General features: G+C 64.3%; 20 protein-coding genes and 3 pseudogenes. 11 read left to right on the top strand and 12 right to left on the bottom strand.

Features of this window, described 5'->3' with window-relative positions:
* Nucleotides 1–187: 187 nt before the first annotated feature.
* Both ACFVTM_RS17020 and ACFVTM_RS17025 read right to left on the bottom strand, forming a co-directional pair.
* A complete protein-coding gene (locus ACFVTM_RS17020) occupies nt 188–925 on the bottom strand; it encodes a hypothetical protein (protein WP_390204871.1) in 738 nt (245 codons plus the stop codon).
* Nucleotides 926–1208: 283 nt separating this feature from the next.
* Nucleotides 1209–2573 (bottom strand): hypothetical protein, encoded by a 1365-nt coding sequence (locus tag ACFVTM_RS17025; protein ID WP_390204873.1) that lies wholly within the window; start codon nt 2571–2573, stop codon nt 1209–1211.
* Between the two features lie 210 nt (nt 2574–2783).
* Here ACFVTM_RS17025 and ACFVTM_RS17030 point away from each other — a divergent pair, with 210 nt between their 5' ends.
* Nucleotides 2784–4082 (top strand): flavin-containing monooxygenase, encoded by a 1299-nt coding sequence (locus ACFVTM_RS17030; RefSeq protein ID WP_390204875.1) that lies wholly within the window; start codon nt 2784–2786, stop codon nt 4080–4082.
* A 22-nt stretch (nt 4083–4104) separates the two neighbouring features.
* Here ACFVTM_RS17030 and ACFVTM_RS17035 read toward each other — a convergent pair whose 3' ends face one another.
* Nucleotides 4105–4929: a hypothetical protein gene (locus ACFVTM_RS17035; protein WP_390204876.1), complete on the bottom strand. Its 825-nt coding sequence runs from the start codon at nt 4927–4929 to the stop codon at nt 4105–4107.
* Between the two features lie 103 nt (nt 4930–5032).
* Nucleotides 5033–6913 (bottom strand): PKD domain-containing protein, encoded by a 1881-nt coding sequence (locus ACFVTM_RS17040; RefSeq protein WP_390205086.1) that lies wholly within the window; start codon nt 6911–6913, stop codon nt 5033–5035.
* A gap of 493 nt (nt 6914–7406) precedes the next feature.
* On the opposite strand from ACFVTM_RS17040, the gene ACFVTM_RS17045 reads away from it, so the two are divergent.
* Nucleotides 7407–8195, top strand: coding sequence for a GntR family transcriptional regulator (locus tag ACFVTM_RS17045; RefSeq protein WP_390204877.1), 789 nt, complete (start codon nt 7407–7409; stop codon nt 8193–8195).
* Between the two features lie 87 nt (nt 8196–8282).
* Here ACFVTM_RS17045 and ACFVTM_RS17050 read toward each other — a convergent pair whose 3' ends face one another.
* On the bottom strand, nt 8283–8555 hold the full coding sequence (locus ACFVTM_RS17050; protein ID WP_390204878.1) for a DNA gyrase subunit A: 273 nt from the start codon (nt 8553–8555) through the stop codon (nt 8283–8285).
* Nucleotides 8556–8785: 230 nt separating this feature from the next.
* On the opposite strand from ACFVTM_RS17050, the gene ACFVTM_RS17055 reads away from it, so the two are divergent.
* Nucleotides 8786–9349, top strand: a complete 564-nt coding sequence (locus ACFVTM_RS17055) for a dihydrofolate reductase family protein (RefSeq protein ID WP_390204880.1) — start codon at nt 8786–8788, stop codon at nt 9347–9349.
* A gap of 113 nt (nt 9350–9462) precedes the next feature.
* Here ACFVTM_RS17055 and ACFVTM_RS17060 read toward each other — a convergent pair whose 3' ends face one another.
* Genes ACFVTM_RS17060 through ACFVTM_RS17070 form a run of 3 tightly spaced genes read right to left on the bottom strand, consistent with a single transcriptional unit; the run spans nt 9463 to nt 12565 of the window.
* Nucleotides 9463–10101, bottom strand: coding sequence for a DinB family protein (locus ACFVTM_RS17060; RefSeq protein WP_390204881.1), 639 nt, complete (start codon nt 10099–10101; stop codon nt 9463–9465).
* Nucleotides 10091–11089, bottom strand: coding sequence for a nucleoside hydrolase (locus ACFVTM_RS17065; protein ID WP_390204883.1), 999 nt, complete (start codon nt 11087–11089; stop codon nt 10091–10093). The genes ACFVTM_RS17060 and ACFVTM_RS17065 overlap by 11 nt, the downstream gene beginning before the upstream one ends.
* A gap of 39 nt (nt 11090–11128) precedes the next feature.
* On the bottom strand, nt 11129–12565 hold the full coding sequence (locus ACFVTM_RS17070; RefSeq protein ID WP_390204885.1) for an MFS transporter: 1437 nt from the start codon (nt 12563–12565) through the stop codon (nt 11129–11131).
* Between the two features lie 140 nt (nt 12566–12705).
* Between ACFVTM_RS17070 and ACFVTM_RS17075 the strand changes: the two genes are divergently transcribed.
* Together ACFVTM_RS17075 and ACFVTM_RS17080 are read left to right on the top strand one after the other, a co-directional pair.
* Nucleotides 12706–13578 (top strand): ribokinase, encoded by an 873-nt coding sequence (locus ACFVTM_RS17075; protein WP_390204886.1) that lies wholly within the window; start codon nt 12706–12708, stop codon nt 13576–13578.
* Nucleotides 13575–14069: a GNAT family N-acetyltransferase gene (locus tag ACFVTM_RS17080; protein ID WP_390204888.1), complete on the top strand. Its 495-nt coding sequence runs from the start codon at nt 13575–13577 to the stop codon at nt 14067–14069. The genes ACFVTM_RS17075 and ACFVTM_RS17080 overlap by 4 nt, the downstream gene beginning before the upstream one ends.
* An 84-nt stretch (nt 14070–14153) precedes the next feature.
* On the opposite strand, the gene ACFVTM_RS17085 is transcribed toward ACFVTM_RS17080, so the two are convergent.
* Nucleotides 14154–14381, bottom strand: coding sequence for a hypothetical protein (locus ACFVTM_RS17085; protein WP_390204890.1), 228 nt, complete (start codon nt 14379–14381; stop codon nt 14154–14156).
* Between ACFVTM_RS17085 and ACFVTM_RS17090 the strand changes: the two are divergent.
* The 3 genes and pseudogenes from ACFVTM_RS17090 to ACFVTM_RS17100 all read left to right on the top strand — a co-directional run bounded on the left by ACFVTM_RS17090 (nt 14368) and on the right by ACFVTM_RS17100 (nt 17323).
* Nucleotides 14368–15325: pseudogene (locus ACFVTM_RS17090) on the top strand (aldo/keto reductase). The gene ACFVTM_RS17085 and the pseudogene ACFVTM_RS17090 overlap by 14 nt on opposite strands.
* 32 nt (nt 15326–15357) lie before the next feature.
* Nucleotides 15358–16347, top strand: coding sequence for an MFS transporter (locus ACFVTM_RS17095; protein ID WP_390204892.1), 990 nt, complete (start codon nt 15358–15360; stop codon nt 16345–16347).
* 310 nt (nt 16348–16657) lie between these two features.
* Nucleotides 16658–17323 carry a helicase associated domain-containing protein gene (locus ACFVTM_RS17100; protein ID WP_390204894.1) on the top strand — a complete coding sequence of 222 codons (666 nt, stop codon included), beginning with the start codon at nt 16658–16660 and terminating at the stop codon, nt 17321–17323.
* Nucleotides 17324–17710: 387 nt separating this feature from the next.
* On the opposite strand, the gene ACFVTM_RS17105 is transcribed toward ACFVTM_RS17100, so the two are convergent.
* Entirely contained in the window at nt 17711–17920 is a 210-nt protein-coding gene (locus tag ACFVTM_RS17105; RefSeq protein ID WP_390204895.1) for a hypothetical protein, read from the bottom strand.
* 131 nt (nt 17921–18051) lie between these two features.
* Here ACFVTM_RS17105 and ACFVTM_RS17110 point away from each other — a divergent pair.
* The 3 genes and pseudogenes from ACFVTM_RS17110 to ACFVTM_RS17120 all read left to right on the top strand — a co-directional run.
* Nucleotides 18052–18105: pseudogene (locus ACFVTM_RS17110) on the top strand (hypothetical protein); the annotation flags it as partial.
* 91 nt (nt 18106–18196) lie between these two features.
* Nucleotides 18197–18405 (top strand): annotated as a pseudogene (locus ACFVTM_RS17115) (recombinase family protein); the annotation flags it as partial.
* A 136-nt stretch (nt 18406–18541) separates the two neighbouring features.
* The gene (locus ACFVTM_RS17120; RefSeq protein ID WP_390204897.1) at nt 18542–18631 is read left to right on the top strand and encodes a helix-turn-helix domain-containing protein; all 90 of its coding nucleotides are present in this window, start codon (nt 18542–18544) and stop codon (nt 18629–18631) included.
* Nucleotides 18632–18845: 214 nt separating this feature from the next.
* Here the strand turns inward: ACFVTM_RS17120 and ACFVTM_RS17125 are convergent, their stop codons facing one another.
* Both ACFVTM_RS17125 and ACFVTM_RS17130 read right to left on the bottom strand, forming a co-directional pair.
* Entirely contained in the window at nt 18846–19247 is a 402-nt protein-coding gene (locus ACFVTM_RS17125) for a hypothetical protein (protein ID WP_390204899.1), read from the bottom strand.
* A 104-nt stretch (nt 19248–19351) separates the two neighbouring features.
* Entirely contained in the window at nt 19352–21412 is a 2061-nt protein-coding gene (locus tag ACFVTM_RS17130) for a hypothetical protein (RefSeq protein ID WP_390204901.1), read from the bottom strand.
* Nucleotides 21413–21492: the final 80 nt, after the last annotated feature.

Raw genomic sequence — 21492 nt, forward strand, 5'->3', positions numbered from 1 at the left:
CCGGCGGCGCTGGCCAGGTCGTTCGCCAACTGAGACGCATCTACTGGAACTGCGAGGCTCTGCGTGTAGCTTTTCGTCGGCGGTTCTGGCCGCGGCCGCCCTCCCCCGGCTTTTCGTGGCAGTTCTGACGATTGTTGCCGCCGAAGGCACCAAAGGCTTCTAAGCCCCGGCCCAACAAGCTGGAAAACTAAGGCAGGACAACATTCACGATTTCTGACCGGCTGCCGGTTTCCAGGTCCTCGGTGAGGGCCAGCCCAGCGATCTGGGGGCAGTGATACTTGTACTCCCGGGCGTCCTTTTCAAGCGGCGTCCAGTCGTAGACCTTGACGCAGTCGGTGTACGTGCCTGACTTGGTTTCGACGGTCTCGCCAGTAGCTACGGTGTCCCGCATGTCTTCCGCGTGACCCGCGTAGAACTCCTGCTTGTAGGAATCGCCGACGCTCTGCTCGGCCTTCATCCAGATGCCGGCTTTTGCCCCGTCTTTTCCATGGAGAAAGCTGCCGGAGTGGTTTACCAACGTTCCATTCGAGTAGTTGTCCACGTCCTCGCCGAAGTACCAGACGTCGCCGTTTTTGTGTTGCGCCAGGTAATCCCGGGTTTCCTCGACGAGCTGCCCGTTCTTGTACTCCTTATCCAGATAGACCACTGTCTCAACACCCTCTATGGTCTTGGTCTCTGGCAGGATTTCGATCTCGACCCTCTCGGTGACTTTTCCTTGCTGCCTGGTCTCGTAGGTCAGTTTCTTGCCGACAGGGAGGGCGAAGTATTTGTTGGTGATTTCAGTGGTGAAATCGGCGGGGTTGACCTGCGGGTTGTACTCCGCGGCCACACTCCTTTTTGTGTTGTCGAGGACAAATAATGTCGCCCCGCCAACAACCAGCAACAGGACGACCACGCCAAAGAAGATTTTGGTCCGTCGATTCATGACCGTCCCCACTCCTTCTGAGTAGAAATTCCTGTAGGGGGTCAGAGCACCGTTGCTTGCCCATGGCCACAGGAAAAAGGTAGCGGTCCGCACTGAACCAGAACACCCTTGACGAACACCAGCAGCCCTGGTCACGCCTCCGCGGCGGTGCTGGCGGCCGTAGCGCCTCGGCCGGGAACAACGACGGCGGAAGCCAGCGTCCATATCACCCTGACGCTTGGCATGGACAATGTTCAGTCCATCCCGTGCTCCTTTTCGCTCAGCCAGTCGTGGGTGAACACTGTCATGCATTCTCTTCCGAAGGTACAAAATGCTCCTCCGTGAGTTTGTCTCCTCCGGCCAGATGACCCTGCGGCGTTCTGTGTCTGTTTTCTCTTTCAGCTGTACTCAGCGAAGAGCGGACATGCCGCCCCAGCATTAGCAAGGCTACAACTAAGGCCACAGCGACCACGGCAACCGCGAACGACGCCGGGCCTGGGAAGGCCCCCCTCATGCCTTCCTCGCTGAGGGTGAGTACGGTCTTCCAATCTGCCTGTGCTAGATGATCGAGGTCGCGCAGATCTGTGGGTTGGATTACCGATTTACGGATCACGGCCAACGAATAGTCGGCATTGGCTGCTGGGTTCATCCCTAGTAACGAAGCGGGGGTGGTGAAGGCTGCGATCGCCAAGACGGGCAGGCTCAGTGAAGCTAGGCGGTTCTTCATCGAGGTCGTGCAGGCGAAGATTGCGCCGAAGTGCGCCGCAATGAAGCCCCCTACAGCTCCAGCCAACGACAGGTCAGCAAGGATGGACAGGGAAACCGGCTCCTGCCCCAATCCCCTTCCAGCCATGAACCGAAGCGGCAATAACGAAAGAGATCCACTCAGCAACCCGATGACACCGCCTATTGAAACCCAGTTGGCCACGATCGACAGCGACGACCGCACCGTGATCCTGCACTGAATCGCTCCAGTCGCGGCAGCATACTTCAGTGCTACCCATGCCAGCGTGAACGGAAGAGTCATGGACAACGCAACCATGAGAACCCAAAAAACGGCCCAGGTACGGAAAATCTGGGTAGGAGCACCTTGTCCTGTTACAAGAACCGTCAAAAGACTCATGACGCCCAAACCGCCCGCGCAAAGATAAAACATGCCGAGGGCCCGGTATTCACTTTTGAACAAAGGCTTCATCAGTTTCGATGGGTGGAGGTCGCGAAACCCATCCGGAAGCAGCCTTTGTTTGAGCACCACACTTGCTCGCTTGACTTCGGAGAGTCGCGAGGACATCGCAAGCGCCAGGAGCAATTTCAATTTAGTGCCGACGAGTTCGGAATGGTCGAACGCCTTTGCGAACTTCACCATCACGTCTACGGTGAAGAGGAAGGGGGCAATGATGCAAAGGATGAATAATACTGCCGTCGTGCTCGCCCAAGAAGCACTGTCCGGAAACATCGTGCAGATCATTGGGGTCGCAAATAGAGTGCAAAGTACAAGGCCTAGAAGAACCTGGCTTATTGCGTTGAGTCTCCGGGTCCAGGGTTGAGATCGATCACGGACACGTTGCATTTCCTTCCTGACGCCATATCCAAACAAAGCCAACGTCGCGATACAGAAGATCGCTGGACCGAACTGAACCGTGGGGCTGACGGCACCTACTTGAGTCATGAACCATTGATATGCGGAGGCCCTGACAATTAAGAAAGGTCGCTGCGTACTACCCAGCACGAAACAGATTCGCTCTAGCCCCAAGGGGCCTAAGCCAGGGCGCTGCCGGCAGTGGGCTTCACGCCGTCGTCGGGCACCTGTACGCGGCGGTCCTGCGGGCATATCCTGCCAACAAAGCCAGCCCTGCACCTTGGGTCCGGGAGAAGAACCATGGAGACTCCGACGGCCGCCCCACATACGGCACCGCAAAGTGTCAACACCCTCATCGTCGGGGCCGGGCAGGCTGGGCTGGCGACGAGCTACTGGCTCACCCAACACGGCGTCGAACATCAGTTGCTGGAACGGCGCGACACGCTGGGCGGGGCGTGGCAGGACCGGTGGGACGCGTTTTGCCTGAACACGCCGAACTTCTCGCTCGCGCTGCCCGGCATGCCGTATGAGGGCCCCGACCCGGAAGCATTCATGCTGCGGGATGACCTCATCGGCCATTTCCGGCACTATGCGCAGACTATCGGCGCTCCTGTCCGGACGAGCGTAGACGTCACACGTATCGAGCCCGCGGAGGGCGGCGGCTTCAGCGTGGCCACCACCCAGGGCAGCTGGCGGGCCCGGAACGTGGTGCTCGCCACCGGCGGCTACCAGAAGCCGAAAATCCCCACACTGGCGGCGCAGCTGCCCAGCCGCATCCTGCAACTTCACACCGACAGCTACCGCAACCCGGGCCAGCTGCCTGAGGGTGCCGTGCTGATCGTTGGCACCGGCCAGTCCGGCGGCCAGATCGCCGAGGAACTGCTCGCCGCCGGCCGCGAAATTCACCTGGCGGTGTCCACGTGCCCGGAAGCGCCGCGCCGGTACCGCGGCCAGGATCTCCTCTATTGGATGATGCAGCTTGCACAATTCGGCCCCGACTACGGACTGAACGGCCTCACCGTGGGGCAGCTGCCCTCCCCCGCGGCGCGGTTCGCCTGCAACCCGCTGGTGTCCGGCGCCGACGGCGGCCACGACATCCACCTGCGGGACCTCGGCCGGCACGGGGTCCGGCTGCACGGCCATTTGGAAGCAGCCGACGACGGCGACCTCGTCTTCAGTGATGACCTTCCGGAACGCCTGGACCTGGTGGAGGCTGCCTTCTACCAAAGGATGAGGCCGATGTTCGACAGCTATATTGCCGCCACCGGCATGTCGGCGCCGGAGCCGGAGTCGCCGCGGAAGGACGACTGGCTCCCCTCGGAGCCGGCGCGGCTGAACCTCGAAGCCGCCAACGTCACCTCGGTCCTCTGGGCCACGGGCTACGGGCTGGACTTCAGCATCCTGGACATCCCGGTGCTGGACGAATGGAACTACCCCCGGCACCACCGCGGCGTCACCGAACACCCGGGCCTGTACGCCGTCGGGCTGCCGTGGCTGACCGGGCACGGCTCGTCCATTGTGGCGGGCGTGGGCCGCGATGCCGAATACATTGCCCAGCACATCGCGGAGAACAATGCACAAAACATCGCCGCCCGGTGAAGGCGACGATCCAGACCGGCGGCTACGGCACGCAAGGCCCGTCGAAGTTCACTGGCGCGGCGAGCCCAGCGGAGCTGAACCAGTCCCTGGCCCAGGCCTGGACCGACGGGATCCCGAGCTGCTCGGCAACAAGCTCCGGCGGACCGTCGAACACGGACTTCCCCTCCTCCAGGAGGTCCCCGGTGCCGCTGCCGGCGAGGAGCCCGAACAGGGCCGGCTGGTCCAGGAAGGGAAGCTTCCCGCCGTCGCCGTCGGTCAGCACGCCCCAGCACGAGGTGAACAGCGAAAACTCCTCCGGACGGTCCGCGCAGTCCGTCACGAGCGGGCAGGCTTCGCCGTCGAGCTGGATCCGCCGGTAGTTGGGCTCTGTTTCGTCGAGGGCCATCAGCTGGACATCGTCCAGCCATGAAAGCCAGACCGGTGTGCACTCCCCCAGCAGCGGATACGGGGCCGCGGCGATGTAGCCGGCCTTGCTCACGTGGGCGGAGTGGCCAACGGCGACGTTGTGGAGCTGCCCCCGGACGAGCGGCAGAACCGCGCTGACAGGCTGGTGGTAGCTGGCGAATTTCCGCCGCATCACGTCGGCGCTTGAATTCGACCCGATGGAGACCACCAGGGACCGGGCTTCCAGCGGTGCCGCGCTGGCCTGAGCGAGGGCTTCATCCAGTCCGGCTGAAGGCTCCAGGGGCCGGAAGTCATTGCCGTCCATGACCCCCGAGGCCACGGGCGGGTCCCACGGATACAGCAGCGGATCGAGCTGGCCGGCGCTGCCGGCCCCGCTCAGACCCATGGCGTCAGTCGAGTGAAGCGGCATGGAGCTGTCGGCATCGTGCTGGAGACTGATCAAGGGGGTCGGCTTTCGTGGTTCGGGACTTCCATTGTCCCGCACTTTGGGAAGGCCCTCGTGATCGACGCCGGGCGGTACCGGCCGCACCACCGCGTTGGCCCGCTTACGGCGCCGCCGCCCGCACGTTGTCCAGCAGCACAGTGATCGGGGCGTTGTTGGCACTGGTGGAAAGATATGTCGTCAGCCCGACCCCGCCCGGCGCCTGCAGTGCCGCCGTCGTGTCCGTCACGGAGCGCTGCCAGGCCGCCGGTTCGGCCGTCCCCACTTTCCAGATTTTGGCACGGACTGTGGTGGTCCCGGTGCCCGTGACCTGCAGGCGGACGGCCAGGCGATCGCCAACGGCATAGTTCAGGCCGCCGATCGTGATGTCACTCTGCATGGCGGTTTCGGCGCCGCTGGCCGTAGTTCTGACCAGCGACAGGCCCACAGCCCCCGTGGAGGCCACCCGGGCCTTGGCACGGTAGTCTCCGGATCCCGCAATCCTTCGGCCAACCGCCGAGACATACAGGCCCGAACCGGTGGCGGGTTTGTCGGTGGCAAGCTCGAGGTAGACGTCAGTGTTTGAGGAACTGACAGATCCCAGGTAGGCGTTATTGCCGGAACCCGCGGCCGGGATACGCAGCCGTCCCGTACCGCTGGCCACGGAATAGTTGCTCGCGCTGCCGGTCACGGACCAGGGGCCGCCCGTGTCCGCGGCGCCGAGGCCGTTGCTGACCGTCCTGCTGAATGTGTCCTGGGCAAACGGGCCGGCGCCGGCCGTGGCTGTGACGGTCCGGGTTGCCGCGCCCGTGGCACCGCCGTTGTCAGTGACAGTCAGGGTGACGGTGTAGCTGCCGGGGGTGGCGTAGGCGTGCGACGGCGTGGGACCGGTGCCGCTGGCGCCGTCGCCGAAGTCCCAGGCATAGCTTGCGATGGTGCCGTCGGGATCCGTGGAGGCCGAAGCGTCGAATGCGCACGTCAGAGTGGTGCAGGACGAGGTGAAGGTCGCGGTTGGAGGCGCGTTGGTCCCGGCCGAAGTGATGCTGAAGGCATCCGTGAACGCGCCGTCGGTGGCGACAAATCCGGCGTTCAGGCTGGTGGCAGTGAACTTCAAGTCCAGCAGTCCGTGACTGGGGTTGAGGTTGAGGCCGGAATAGGCGGCGAAGTAGGGTGCTTCCGGATCGGCAGTATTGACGTCGCGCAGGGCCACGCCGCCGGTCCCGACCGTGGTAAAGACGGAGCCCCCTCCCTTGGCCAGGGAATTGTCCCCGTCACGCACGCAAGATGAGTTGTAGATGCCGGGCTGAAGCCCCGTGCATCCGGCCGCTACTGAAAGCTGCTTGCTGCGCTGATACTCATGTTCATGGCCGTTCAGGACAAGGTCCACCTTCTTGCTCAGAAGCAGGTTGGTGATGTCGGCGCCGGCAACGCAGCCGTATTCGCCGGTCGAGATACACGGCACGTGCATGGCCACCACAACCCAGGGAATGGACGCGGACCGGGCTCCGTCGATTGCGGCCGCTGTCCAGTTATAGCCCGGGCTGCCGACAGAATAGTCGGGGGTTCCGGCAGTAAACGGAATTCCCGGAGTGATGAAGACAAAACGTGCCAGTGGATTCTGTTGCGGGACATCGACGTAGTATTGCCGGGCGTAGGTTCCCACCGCCCCGGGAAGCTGGTTCGGCAGGCAGGCGGCAAAATCATTGATGTTTCCGTTCTGCCCATTGCTTTCGTGGTTGCCCGAGACCAGCTGGAACGGAAAGCCGGCGCCGGTGCGGGATGTGACGAAATCGCACCAGGCCTGCTCTGCCCCGGTGACACCGTAGGAAAGGTCGCCCAGGGCCAGGTGCAGGTCAGGTTTGAGCTGGCCGATTCGTGAGAGAACACCGGCGGCTGCGGTTGAGCCGGAATAGTCGCCGGCCGCTGTGACGTGCAGTTCCCCCGGAGCGGCGGGTACGACGGCGGCTTCGGCAGCCGCGGTTCCGCCGGGCAGAAGATGGTTCATCACGGGACTCAGCGTCACGGAGCCCCCCAATATTAGGGCGGCGCTCGTTATCGTCACTGAGACGAGATGCCGAAACGAGGCGATACGCGATACCGCGCGAGATCGTGCAGAGCCCTTGCACGGATCAGTGTTTTCAACGCTCATGCTGCCCCCCTCAGGACTTGCTGTGAACGGCACCGCTAATAGCCTGCTGGGCGGCACATCAGCGACTTATCCCGCTTGATGCTCCACCCAGCGCTTGTGCGCTGGATGAACCATAGGCAGGGGGCCCTTTCGGACGCCCGAGTACGGGCTACCTATGTATTTCGCCGACTTGCCTGCCCCGGTCTCATTGCTACGTGCGCGGAAGTGGCGATACTCGGCAGGAACACCCGGCACGAATGCACGGTGCTGGCTAAGGCACAGCGGGTCGCCACGAGACCCCCTTGTCCAACAAACGCGTCACACCCCGCGGTACGCTGGGATCCCCGAACAAACGCAAGCGAGGCATAACGTGCACGAGGACGCCGTCCGGTTCCTGTCCCAGCCGGTGGAGGCCCAGCCCGGCTCGCCCCTCCGGGTTGCCGTGTACTCCCGGATCGCCGAGGCCATCCGCAACAACCTGCTGACGCCCGGCTCCATGCTCCCCACCGAAACGGAGCTCGGCGCGGACATGAAGGTCAGCCGCACCGTGGTCCGCGAGGCCCTGATGCTGCTCGAGGAGGACGGCCTGATCCGGGCCCGCCGCGGCGTGGGCCGGTTCGTCGCGGACACCCTCCCCCGCATCGGCATCGAGCGGATCCGCCCCTTCGAGGAAGTCCTTGGCGGCCCCGGGCAACACATCGAGATCAAACGCATCCAACGGCAGCGGCAGCCCGCTTCAGAGTTCGTGGCCCCGGGCGTCGGCGTGGAGCCCGGCGCCGACTGCTGGCTCTGGGAGTCGGTCCTGATCCGCGACGGCGAAGCCATCGCCCACCTGCAGGAAAACATCTCGGCCCTCCCGGTCAGCCTGGGCAGCGGTTCCGCTGCGCCGGCGCCGCTGGAGATCGACGACGACGGCGGCACCACGCTGCTCGCGGCGCTCAACTCCCGCTTCGGCCGGGTTTTGGGTCCCGGCGAATGCCAGATCAGCCTCAGCCAGGTGGGGCCCAGCCGTGCCAAGCTGCTCGACCTGCGGGCCCCGGATCCGGTGCTCGTCCTGACTCAGTACGTCAAACACGCCAACCGGCCCTTCTACCTGGCCAAGTGCCTGATCGCGGCACGCGCCGGGCACCTCTCCGTCATGCAGTCGCTGCAGTTCTAGGCACAGGACCCTGCGCCGGGTTTGGCATTGACAAGAATGGCCCGCCAGTGTCGTAAGCCCCAGTAATCGGCGGAGAACGCGAAGTCCTCAGCGGCCATCCGGCAACTTTGATCTAAGTTCTTCTGCACGGGAAGCGAGGGCCCGACGCTGATCCCGGGTGAGTCTTCTAACTTGCATGTCGAGGACTGCCCGGCTGCCCAACTCACCCACATCCAACAGCTGACCCACCCGACGCCTTGCTTCGTCCGCGTCCTCTGAATCCTCAATTATCTGGAAGACCTCGTCACGCCGACCCATCGCCTGTACCAGGGCATCGAGGATCATCAATTCTTGCCGCGTCTGCCGCTCATCCTCATCCATGCGGCGATTCTTGCACGACGGAAGTCATTGGGGCATTGCGTCCAGTTGGGGATCCTTCACCAGACAGCTCCGTTGAAACGAGGACCGAAGGCTATGGCATCCAGATCATTGCCGCTATGGTTGCGCTTTGAGGGACAGAATGCTGCTGATCATGTGCGGGACAGCAGGGGTTACCGCGCCGCGCCGTGCTGGTCTACAAGCTGAAGACCGACTTACGGAAGGCAGGCGCCATGCGGAAACTGATCTACGGCATGAACCTGACCCTGGACGGCTACATCGCCGCGCCCGGCGATGACATCGGCTGGGGCGGGCCGAGCGAGGAACTCTTCCAGTGGTGGCTCGACCAGGAGCGGGCGAGCGGCCTGACGCTGTACGGGCGCAAGCTGTGGGAGACCATGAGCTCCTACTGGCCCACTGGCGACCAGCATCCCAACGCCACCCCGGCGGAGATCGAATTCGCGCGGAACTGGCGGGACACGCCGAAGGTGGTGTTCTCCTCGACGATCGACAAGGTCGACTGGAACACCCGCTTGGTCACCGGCGACGCGATCGCCGAGATCACCCGGCTCAAGGCCGAGGACGGCGGTCCGATGAGCATCGGTGGCGCAACGCTCGCCGCGGCGGCAATGCGGGCCGGGCTGATCGACGAGTACATGCTGGCCACCCATCCGGTCATGGTAGGCGGCGGCAGGCCGTTCTTCACTGCCCTGGACAGCTGGGTAAACCTGAACCTGGTGGAGACGCGGACGTTTCCCGGCGGCGTGACCCTGGCCAGGTACGAGACGCGGCGCTGAGCGCGATCCCTCTGCGCGGTCGGGGAGGTCCATCCGCCACGGGGGACACATTCATGGATTGCCGGCTACGTAGAGACTCCGCCAGCTGAGCTGTCCGCGGTGCGCGCTCGTCGCTACTGAGCGTGGTGAACGTAGAGGTCGCGGAGCAGCGCGATCTCGGCTCCGTGGTGCAGGATCTCCTGGTTCTCCCACCACACGATCGACGGAAACGTCTCCTCGGCATCGCTGCCGTACGGGTAGCTGCTTAGCCCGATCCGGTCATAGTCGGACTCATCGACACTGAGTAGCACCCGGCGCCAGTCGGCTGCGGCCTGACGGAACCTCTCGATAGCGCCGGCTGCATCTGGTCGTGATTCGTACGTCGCTCGATCGAACGTTCGGTCGCCCCCGAGGTGGTTGGATCGGCCCAACAGCGTCTCGGAGATGTGGTCAAGCCGCCAGGCGATCGTCGTGAGGGGCGGAGGCCACGGACTTTCGGGGGCGCCGTCCCGCCCCCACTCACCCGCGCCGATGAGCTTGATGGCGCCCGGTCCGGGCCCATCGGCGCGCCTCCGTACCGACCAGCACGCGGCGACCGGTTCCCAGAGGTACTCGGCGTCCGTCAGTACCGGTACGTCGACGTCGCTGTCATCACCCGAGTTGCTGGTGGGCCCGGCGAGGCGAGTGAGAAGTCGTTCCGTCGCCCAGTCGTACTGCTCGAGCAGTGGCTTGAGGCGCTGGTTGGTCATCATGGCACGTAGCCTATACCCCACGAGATGCCGTCAGGCGCCTACGCACGGTACCTTCAGAATCCGACAGCAGCACCTCCACCAGGTGCGGTGCGAAATCACCCTCGAGCGAAAGCACCACCCGGCAGCGGGCGCCGGGCTGCTCGGGGTAGTCCATGTAACGGCCGCGGAGGTCGCAGATGGTCTGCCCGCGTCCCGGCCCAAGAGTGGTGTCGACGTCGACCGTCACCACCGGGGCCACCGCCGCGCTGACGCCGCCCACCGCGAGGGCCGCGGCGAGGGGGTCGTGCATCGCCGAGCAGGCCCGGCCGAACTGGCTCTCGTAGAACCGGAAGTAGTAGCCCAGCATCTCCCCCAGCGCCTGCGGCACAGCACCAGCAGAGGCGAGCAGTTCCTGCCGGTGGCTTTCCTCGAGCACGTTGGACATGGTGACGTCCAGGGGCACCAGGGTCACGTCCCAGTCGGCGGCGAACACGTCCGCGGCGGCCTCGGGGTCGTTGGCGATGTTGGCCTCGGCCACGGCGGTGATGTTCCCGGGCGCGAACGCCGCGCCGCCCATGATGGTGATGCCCTGCACCAGCGCGGGCAATCCCGGGTCCAGACGCAGCGCTTCGGCGATGTTGGTGAGCGGCCCGATGGCCAGGATCCGCAGCTGGCCGGGGTGTTCGTGGGCCAGCCGGACCAGCATCTCCGCCGCGGTTTCCGGCGCGAGTCCGGCAGCCGCCGTCGTCAGCGTGACCTCGCCGATCCCGTTGGCGCCGTGCACCCACGGCGCTCCGCCGTGGAAAGTGCCGGCCTGGGGGTCGTGCGCGCCGAGGGCGACGGGGACGTGCGCGTGCCCGGCGAGCTGGAGCAGGTCCAGGGTGTTGCGGGCGCCGACGGCGGCACTGACGTTGCCGCTGACGGTGCCGATCCCCCGGAGGTCCGCTTGCGGGGAGGCGAGCAGGTAGGCCAGGGCGAGGGCGTCATCGATGCCGGTGTCGCAGTCGAGGTAAAACGGGAAACTGGTCATGGGAGTGGTTCTTCTTTCAGTAGGTGGAGGTAAGGAGGATCAGAGTTTTTCGCCCTTGGGGGCGGCGACGAAGAGGCTGACGATGAAGGCCGCCGCGGTGATGGCCACCGAGATCCAGAGGGCGGTGGCGTAGCCGGCGGAGGTGGCCTGGGCGGCGAACGGTGCCACGAGCACCACGCCGAGGCTCGCGCCGATGCCGAAGGAGGCGCCGTTGATGCCGGGCAGGGCCGCGGGTGCTTCCTTGGGCGAGAGCAGGACGGAGAGTCCGTTGATGGCGGTGAGGAAGAAGCCGTTGTAGAAGATGCCGAGGGCCGCGACGGCGATCAGGACGGCGGTCTGGTTGTCGGAAAACGCGGCGGCCACCACAGCGCAGGCCAGGCTCAGCCCGGTTCCCGCCCGGAGGGTCTTGATCCAGCCGCGCCGGTCGGCGAGCCAGCCGGCCACGGGTGCGGCGAAGACGCCGATCAGTGCGGCGGGGGTCAGGAACAGCAGCGCCGACAGGGAGGCGCTGAGCCCGAAGCCGTGGTGGATGTCCTGGCTGAGCAGCACCACGGTGAAGTTGATGATGGCGAAGATGCCGGCGAGGGTCAGGACGGTGGTGGCGATGACGGGCCAGACCTGGCGGGAGCGCAGGTGGTGGACGGCGATGAGCGGGTGGCTCCGCTTCTTCTCGATCATCCAGAAGGCGGCGAAGGACGCGATGGTGCCGGCGAGCAGCGCCAGGGTGCTGGGTGCGGTCCAGCCGGCGGCCGAGCCGTCGGAGACGAAGTAGGTGATGAAGACCAGGAACAGGGAGAGCGATCCGGCGCCCCACCAGTCCATCGCGCCGCGGACGCCCTGGGGGCGGCCCTTCGGGACGGTTTTGATGATACAGGCGGCGGCGATGGCCGTCAGGACGAGGACGACGACGAAGATGGACCGGAAGCCGAGCGTTTCGGCCATGAGGCCGCCGACGTAGCCGTCCGCGCCGCCCACTCCCCCGTTGATGGCGGCGATGATGCCCACGGAGGTGCCGAAGACGCGGGCCTGCAGGTTTTCGCTCAGGACGATGTAGGCCAGCGCGAAGACCGCGCTGGAGACGCCCTGCAGGAACCTGCCCGTGATGAGGAGCGGCAGGGTGGGGGCGGCGATGCAGAGGATGGTTCCCGCGCCCATGATGCCGAGGACCAGGAGCAGGGCGGCGCGGCGTCCGATGAAGTCGCTCCAGCGTCCGATGACGGGCCCGGCGATGGCGCCGGCGAGGAAGAACATGGACTGGACGGGGGCTGCGCTGTCGGGGCCCTGGCCGAAGGATGCCGCGATCTGCGGCAGCGCCGGGGTGACCATGCTTGCGTTGAGCTGGAAGGACAGCACGCCGAGCAGCAGGGTGGAGATCAGGGGGGCGGCGCGGCGGCCGCCGAGTTTTGTTGCGTCCTCGCCGGTTTGGCTTCCGACGGCGGCTGGCGGCGACGTGGCGACTGTTGCTGGGGTGTTCACATCAAACTCCTTTGTTCTGCAGGCGGGTCCTGCCTTTAGGATGTGAGTTGTTATACAACCACGTATGACACGCAAGTACAACTATGCCGTACACTATTTCCTAATCCAGCCGACCCCGGCTCGACCCGATAGGACTTTTCATGAGCACACGACTTCCTGCCGTCACCGTCGTCGGCAGCATCAACCTCGACATCATCGCCACCACGGACCGGCTTCCCACCGCCGGCGAGACCATCGGCGGCGGTGTTCTGCAGCAGCAGCCGGGCGGCAAGGGCGCCAACCAGGCCGTTGCCGCGGCCCGGCTGGGCGGGAGCGCCCGGATGATCGGCGCGGTGGGCAGCGACGCCCAGGGCCGCCTGATGGTCGAGTCCCTTTCCGGCGCGGGAGTGGACACCGCGGATGTGGCAGTGCTCGACGGCGGCGCGACCGGCACCGCGTTGATCGTGGTGGACCGCGACGGCGAGAACCAGATTGTGGTGTGCCCGGGCGCGAACGCCGGGTTCTCGCTGGAGGGCGTTTCGTTTGGTCCGGACGAAACGGTGCTGTGCCAGCTTGAGGTGGGCCTGCCCGTGGTGCTGGAAGCGGCCCGGCGCTCGAGAGGTTTCTTCGTCCTGAATGCCGCGCCCGCGATGGACCTGCCGGCGGAGCTGCTGGAACGGTGCGACCTGGTGATCGTCAATGAGAGCGAGTACCAGCTGATTCCGGCCCTGGCCGACGCGAAGCTGGTGGCGGTGACGTACGGCAAGGACGGGTCGGCGATCCTGGAGCGCGGGCGGCGGGTGGCGGAGGCTCCGGCCTTATCCGTGCCGGTGGCGAACACTGTCGGTGCCGGTGACGCGTTTTGCGCGGCCCTGGTCCTGGCGATCCGGGCGGGGCTTCCTTACGGCCGCGCACTGGCGGTGGCGAATGCTGTGGGCGCGGATGCGGTGGGTGATCCTTCGTCCCAGCCGGCGCTGGCTTCGTTGGAGGAGTACATTGCCCGGGCCACTGACGTTGAGGTTGCTTGCCGGTGAACCTGGATTTCAGGCCTGCCGGGCCGGCCGATTATCCCGAGGTCTTGAGAATCACCCGGGACGCGTACCTCCGCGCCGGTCATTTCACCGCCGGGCACCCGTACATGAGCGTGCTGGAGAACGTGGAACACAGGGCGGAGCATGCCGAGGTGTGGGTGGCCGACGCCGCGGGCGCGGTGGTCGCGGCGGTGACGCCGACCTTCGCGGGGCAGCCCTACAGCGAGATCGCCCGCGAGAATGAGTTGGAGTTCCGGATGCTCGCTGTTGATCCGGCTGTCCAGGGCAACGGGGTGGGGCGTGCCGTTGTCCGCCGGGTCATTGACCATGCGCGGTCGTTGCCGGACATCACGGCGATCAGTATCACGAGTGCGACGTTCATGGAACGGGCCCATGGCCTCTACGAATCCCTGGGCTTCCGGAGGGTTCCGGCCCGCGACTGGTACGTGCCCGGCGAGGATGTGCTCTTGTGGGTGTTCCGGCTGGAGGTGTAGGCCGTAGGAGTAGTTGGCTGAACGCGTTCGCAAGCGTGACCCGTCCGCCAAGGAACGCCGGAAGGGACCATGACGGGTCCAGTCTCAGCACCGCGCGCCGTAGCTGTCCCGCAGGCCCTGCGCGGTGAACTTCCAGCCTTCGATAAGTTCGCTCAGGTCGTTCTCCGGAGCTGCTCTGCCAAGTTCACGGGCCAGTTCCGTCTCAGCCTCCATGAATGTGGCCATCTTGTCCGCGTAGTTGATCAGGGCCCGGATCTTGTCCGGCTCCAGCTCAGGTGGTTCAGGCGGCGGCATCTCGATGAGGCCGGCCATTCTGGCAGATGCTCTTGAGAGCAGCGGTCAGCCTGAGGCTGCGGGACGGATACCGCAGCCGGCTTCGTCCGTGATCCGCTCCGCCGTCGACCTCGGGGTGACCTTCTTCGACACGGCCGAGGTGTACGGGCCGTACGTGAACGAGGAGCTGGTGGGTGAGGCACTGGAACCGATCCGCGGCCAGGTGCAGGTCGCCACCAAGTTCGGCTGGCGCATCGAGGGCGGCAAGAGCGTGGGCCTGGACAGCCGGCCCGAGCAGATCCGCCGCGTCGCCGACGCCTCGCTGAAGCGTCTGCGCACTGACGTCATCAACCTGTTCTACCAGCACCGCGTCGATCCCGGCGTTCCCATCGAGGACGTCGCCGGCACCGTCGGGGAGCTGATCACGGAAGGCAAGGTCCGGCACTTCGGGCTCTCGGAGGCATCGGCCGGGACCATCCGGCGGGGCGCACGCGGTGCAGCCGGTGACTGCCCTCCAGAGCGAATACTCGCTGTGGACCCGCGACCCCGAGGCCGAGGTGCTTCCGACGCTTGCCGAGCTGGGCATCGGGTTCGTGCCGTTCAGCCCGCTCGGCAAGGGCTTCCTCACCGGCACTGTCAGCACGGCCACCACCTTCGCCGACGGCGACGTCCGCGCCACGATCCCCCGCTTCACCGAGGAGAACCGGTCCGCAAACGCCGCGCTCGTCGAGCACGTCGCCGGCCTCGCCCGCAGCAAGGGCACCACGCCCGCGCAGATCGCGCTGGCGTGGCTGCTCGCGCAGCAGCCGTGGATCGTGCCCATCCCGGGCACCCGCAGCACGGCCAGGATCGAGGAGAACGCCGGCGCCACATCGGTCGCCCTCTCGGCGGACGACGTCGCCGACCTCGACGCGCTCGCGCGGCGGATCGGCGTGCAGGGCGAGCGCTACAACGACCAACATCTGGGCTATGTCAACCGCTGACACCAGCAGACCCGTCCCAATCCAGAAAGCCCATGACCCAAACACAGCCCCGCCCCGCCCGTGCCGCCGCCCCCTCTACCGCCCCCGCCCAGGAGCGGGGCTTCGTCGCGGCCACCGTCTCGTTCGTCTCCGTGTTCGCCGCCGGCGCCGCCGCGATCCCCCTCTACGACACCTACCGGCGTGCCGACGGCCTGACGAATGACCAGTTCTCGCTGGTCGCCGTCGCCTACTTCGCCTGCGCCGTGTTCGCCCTGCTCGTCCTCGGCCGGCTCTCCAACCATTGCGGGCGCCGCCCCGTCTCGATCGCCGCGCTCCTGCTCGCCGCCGCCGGCTGCCTCACGCTGCTGTGGGTCCACAGCTTCCTGCCCCTCCTGCTCGGCCGGTCCCTCCAGGGGCTTGCCGCCGGCCTCGCCTCCAGCGCCATCGGCGCCTACATCGTGGACACCGCACCCCGGCGCCCACGGTGGCTGGTCGCGGCCGTCACAACTGCGGCCGCCACCGTCGGACTCCCCCTCGGCGTCTTCCTCTCCGGACTCCTCGTCGAGTTCGCGCCCGCCCCGCGCGTCCTCACCCACTGCGTGTTCGCCGTGCTCCTCCTCGGCTGCGCGGCCGCCCTCGCCACCCGCCCCGAGACCGTCGCCCGCACGCCCGGCGCCTGGTCCTCGCTGATCCCGCGGCTCGGCGTCCCGACGGCGGCCCGCCCCTACCTGCCGCTCGCCTCCGGGATCTTTGTGGCAACCTGGGCGTTCGGCGGCTACTTCACCTCGTTCGGCCCCTCCATCGCCGGACGCTTTACGCCGGCGGCCGCACGGCGCGCCGGGATGGGCCTCGCCACCTCCGGCAGCATGAACACCCTCCTGCACGAGGCGCTCCCCCGCGAGCGCGCCGGCCTGCTCGCGGTCATCTACGCCATCTCCTACACCGGGTCGGCAGTCCCCAGCCTCATCGCCGGACAGGCCAGCCGGGGCCTGAGCCTCCCCGCCATCACCGCCGGCTACGCCGCCCTCGCCGTCCTCGTCTAGCTCGCGACGCTGGTCGCCGCCCGGAACCCCTCTTAAGGCCCAACGTAGCCAAAGGACCGCTGCGGGCCAGGGCCGCCGCTCGCTGCCCCAGACCGAAGGAAACTTGACTGCTGAAATCGGGAGCGTCCCTTTTGCTTTCGCAATTCCGGCATCAATACCGCTTCGATCTGAAACGTGATTGGCAAGTCCCCCGCTCGCGGGCCCGTCGACAAAATCGCATCAAATCTTCTTCCATTGCTCGATAATCATGGCTTTCGACCGGCGGCTTTGCGACCACCCTTGGGAGGACCGTGGCAGGATGGAGTCCATTATGGACAGGCGATTGCGACGCGCTCCTGACGCTGAATGGGTGCTGATGTACCGGCTGGGACTGAGCCGGCAACGCATCGCTGCCCTCGTGCGCGTACCTGCTGCCGTTGTCGGATACCACCTGGCAATCGCCCGCCGCCAAGACCCGGGGCTCGAGGCCGAGCACCAGGCCGTCTCCGCCGCCGCGCGCATTCGGCACCCCTCGCCTACGGATCTCGCCCGAATGGACGAGATCCTCTCCTGGGTCTTGGCCGAAGCTCGGCTGCCTGAAGGCCGTTCTGGCGACCGGGGCGAAAGGTCCATGGCGCGGTGGCTGTCCGAGCGCCGGCGCGAAGCAGCCGCAGGCACCCTGGACCCGGCCTACAGCTCCGGTCTCTCCCGGGTGCCGGGGTGGCTGGAAAACCGCAAGGAAGTTGAGGATGAAGCCCGCTGGCACCGCCGCCTTGCCCAGCTCGTGGACTTCCGAGAAGAAGGCAACGACTGGCCACGGCACCGGAAAACCGACTCGGACCGTGAACACACCCTCGGAGTGTGGATCCACACCCAGCGGTACAAACGCCGCCGCGGCGAACTCGCCCCTGCGAAACTCAAACTCCTGGACGACGCCGTTCCCGGATGGCAGGGAGGGAGAACCAGAGGCCGCCCGCCCGCTTCGGATCGCGGCTGATCTATCGAAGCGAGCGATTGCCCTGCCACCTGGTCGACGGTGAACGTGCGCTTTACTCGATACCGCCGCACTGTCTTAGGTCGATGGTGAAGACCGGCCCTTGATGGCCACGTTTGATTTCTCGCAGGAAGCACATGAAATGGAACGCTGCCGGCCCGGCCGCTCGTTCCATTTCGGGTCGTCGAAGAACAGGACAACGATTGTTCCACCCTGCGCACTTGTGACTGGAACGGGATGCCGTAGAGCTGCGGGTTAGTCAACTCGAAACGTCTGTGTGAGCATCTGCGAGGGCACGTAATCCACTGGATGTGCGCCTGAAGCTCGGAGCGGGGACGTTGGGGAACCCATCGGGGGCCCACCCCCGCCCCTAGGCCTTCGCGGCAAGGACTATGAATCGTTGCCTTTGGCATCGCGTCGCGCGGCGAGCGTTGCTCTGTTCACGGCGAGCTTTTCACGGTGTTCTTGGCGCGCCAATTCCCAATCGTCCTGCCAGAAGCCAGGGTTGTTGCTGTAGGCCACGTACCTCACTTCATTCATGATCTCAGTGTGGATCTCAATACTGTTGAGCACTTTCCAGTTGGTCTGATCGTCCAGCAAAACCTCAAGGTCAAAGACGGACGGGCGCTCGCTCAGGTGCCTACTGAAGCCCTCAGCAAAGAAGTGCGCATGCTTTGTGACGACACTACGACCAGGTGAGAATGGGGATGGGAATGGCGCTGGTCGGTTATATGCGAGTCTCGACGGCAGATCAGAACGCCGATGGGCAACTCGACGCGCTGGTAGCGGCGGGGGTCAGGGCTGACCCCCGCCACCTGTTCCGGGATCATGGCGTGAACGGGGCGAAGCCGGGGCGCCCCGGGGCTCACCAAGTGCTTGGCCTCCCTACGGGAAGGCGACACGCTGGTGGTCGCCAAGCTGGACCGCTTGGGGCGGTCCCTCGGCAATCTGGTCCAGTTGTTCCTGGAGTTGGCGGAGCACGGTGTGGGGGTCCGCGTGCTGGATAACCCCATGCTTGGCACCGACGGCAACGGCGCCCAGGCAAAGCTCATGCTGGTATCTATGGGGCGTTTGCTGAATGCGAACGTGACCTACTCCGGGAACGCACGAACATCGGACTTGCGGCGGCGTGTGCACGCGGCCGCAACGGGGGGAGGCCCAAGCTGCTGGACAGCGGGAAGGTCACCCGGGCGAAGCAACTGCACGCCGCCGGCGACAGTCATGAGCCCAAAAGAGATCGCCGACGCCCTTGGGGTCTCCGTCGCCACGTTGTATCGTTACCTGGCCAAAGGATCTGACAGTCACGCCTAGACGACGTTGTATGTCACACGCCTAGACCCGAACGGCCCATCTTGTAGATGAAGGGCCATGTACTCACTCTCAGGTGTTCTGTGAATGATTCTCGCCATTTGACGCACAGTCCGTTGTAGCGAGTCATAGTCTCTCAAGACCACCTGGATGAACTTATCGGACGGTGTAGCTGAAAATATGACGAACGAGTACGTGCGGTTCGGATAGACCTGGGCTATATGGTCGTGCAGGCCTGGCAACAAGAGAAGTAGCTCAACCGAATCGCGTGAGCTTCCTCTTCTGTCTCCAAGCTGAACGTGCAGTCCTTCCGATGCGCGCGAAGCATTCGCTCCTCCTTCCGCCCCCGCCAGGTCGCTATGAAAGCCTTTGTCCTCATCCATATGTGAATAAGAACATCGGTAGCAAGCCCGGTTCCCACAGCCCAGAGGAAGTCTCCTGCGGCGCTGCCCGTGCCCTTGAATGACATGGGGCTGGTATGCAGGCCCGATCTAGAAAGGTAGGACTGTACCTCTTGCCTAATCTCCTCAGTGGAGGAAGCTTCTCCGTAAGCGCCGTCGATAACACCCACTCCGACCGTACCTTCGGGGTTTATGGGAAGCCGTAGTTCTTCAGTCATGGCTCACTCCAGGTTCATATGCGGCGGATGTGCAGAGTTACCCCGCCGGGCCTCGGGCATACGATTGCCGCCGTAAACCTATCCCCGAGGCCCCGGTCGAATGCCTACTCGTATTTGGCCCGCTGTAGCTCTGCTGTCTTTTCCGGGTCGTTCAGGTAGTCAATCAGTTCGCTAAGTATGACCAGTTCGCAGTGCTTGTTTCCGGTCTCGATGTCGTAGAGCGTATGGGTCACTCCGTGATACTGACGCTGGTCGGCGTTCTCTGGAATCAGGAGCGACGTGATGCCGTAGCGCTCTTTGTAGGCGCTGCCCGTATCCCACGCGATCGCAAGGTTGATGTCGTTGATGTTCTTATCCTGGTTGTCAAAGTCCTCGATGAGTCCGTCGAGCGAATACTTGTACTCCAAGATGTTTGGGGCGAGAGTCTTCCCGGCAAAGAATTCAGCCGTTTCCTTGGGAACGCCCAACGGATTTGTAACGGGATCGTACACATAGATTTCCGGTGCAAGATCGAAGACGATCTTGAACAGGCCATCGTAGGTGAAGCGCTCATTGGTTGACATGATGCGCATACCACGTATGACACCTCCAGCTATGAGCTGGTGGAACAGCGCAATGACATCCTGTTCTCGGGTCGGCACCGACGTTATGGAAACACGTTCTGTCGGTCGAAAGAAGTGTTCGCTGGACAAGCTGAGCGGGTCCTTCACCTCGTGCGCCAACATCTCTTTCTTCCACTCGTCGATCTTCATCTCTCGCATAAGGTCCGGCGACACACCAGTGTTGGCTTTGAGGGAGTCCCTACGCTTCGAGACGTGGTTCTGGGTGATCGACGCGGCTACGACCTTTGCAAAATCGGTAAGTTCCCGATGAAATCCCTTACGCCCCAGATCGGGGGTGTAGTTCTCGAAGTGGAAAAGAAAATGGACCTGATTCTGGCGTCCAATGTTGCTTGTGAGCGGGACCTGTACGGTTTCGCCCTGCGGCATATTGTTGGCAGCGAGCTGGATGCCGCTGGTCAACACTTTGTAACCGCTTCGGACGTTCAGAGAAGCGTTGAACTGATTCCAGAGTTTTGCGGTGTAGCCATACTCCATGCTGACCGTTGGCGCGAATTTGGTAATGACGTCCAAGTCATCCTCATCCAAGCTACTTGCGACGAGCTCGGAAATCTCGCTGGAAGTCCATGACTCGTATATGAAATCAAGGTTCCGAAACTTGTCCGGAAGCTTCCTCACGGCACCGTGCTTCTTGTAGAGATCGTCGGCCGTCTTGTTGATATCACGCAGCCTCGCCGTCTTCGGCGCGGAGTCGTGCAACCACAGGTACTTCGTACCCTGGCTCGTATGCGTAGTGGTCTCACCCTTACGGATGACTTCGATCGTTACATTGAGCGCCTCGTCCTCGACGACGGAACCCAGGCCAGTCTTGACGGCCAGAATCTTGGCCCATGTTTTGGCGTCCTGGGCGCCAAGCCAATCAAGCTTCTTCGGGTGTGTGTCGTCATCAAACCTGACTGTGATCGACACGCCGCGATCAACTTCAGCAAAGGAAGGGTCGTTGTACTTTGAAGCATCGGGTTCAACCCTCGGATTGCCGCCGGACCCCGATTTTGTCAGCCAAGTCCGGGCGCTGCGAATGCGGCCGGAGGCCTGGAAGCCAGGTGTGCGAGTTGACACGCGCATGTAATTGAAGCCATAGGCAACGTAGGTGGCGCCTACGCCCTTGTGACCGCGGGTGTTTCCGCTCTCCGTCTTGAACGAGAAGTTTGGCGCGAGGAATTGCTGGAACTTCTCCTGGTCAAGACCAATGCCGTTGTCCGTCACGGTCAACGAGTTGGAGTCGATATCCACAATAACGCGCACGGCGGGCTGGTATCCCTGGTCAGTACCAGTGTCTTTCTCGAGAGCCATTCGAGCCTCTACCGCATCTAGCGCGTTCTGGATCAGCTCACAGAACGGGTCGTACCAGCCGACGTAGGAACTCAATATGTTGGAGATCTCCCGCTTTAGGGCGCCGAAGGCAGCGTCACTGGCCTGCGTAGTTTTGAATTCCAGAGGGTCAAACGGAGAAAACTCCAAAAAGTCCTCCTCGCTAAACAAAGCATCCTGTGCGGCGCTCGTCGTGGCTTCCTGTGTCAATGTTTCCCCAATGTTCGTTGGCACTTAGAAGGCTATTGCCGTCTGACGCCGTCCGGTGTGTGAACCAACTATAGCCAGAGAGACAGACAACAAGTGCCGGTCTT

Source organism: Arthrobacter sp. NPDC058130 (assembly GCF_042884475.1).
Classification (GTDB): domain Bacteria; phylum Actinomycetota; class Actinomycetes; order Actinomycetales; family Micrococcaceae; genus Arthrobacter.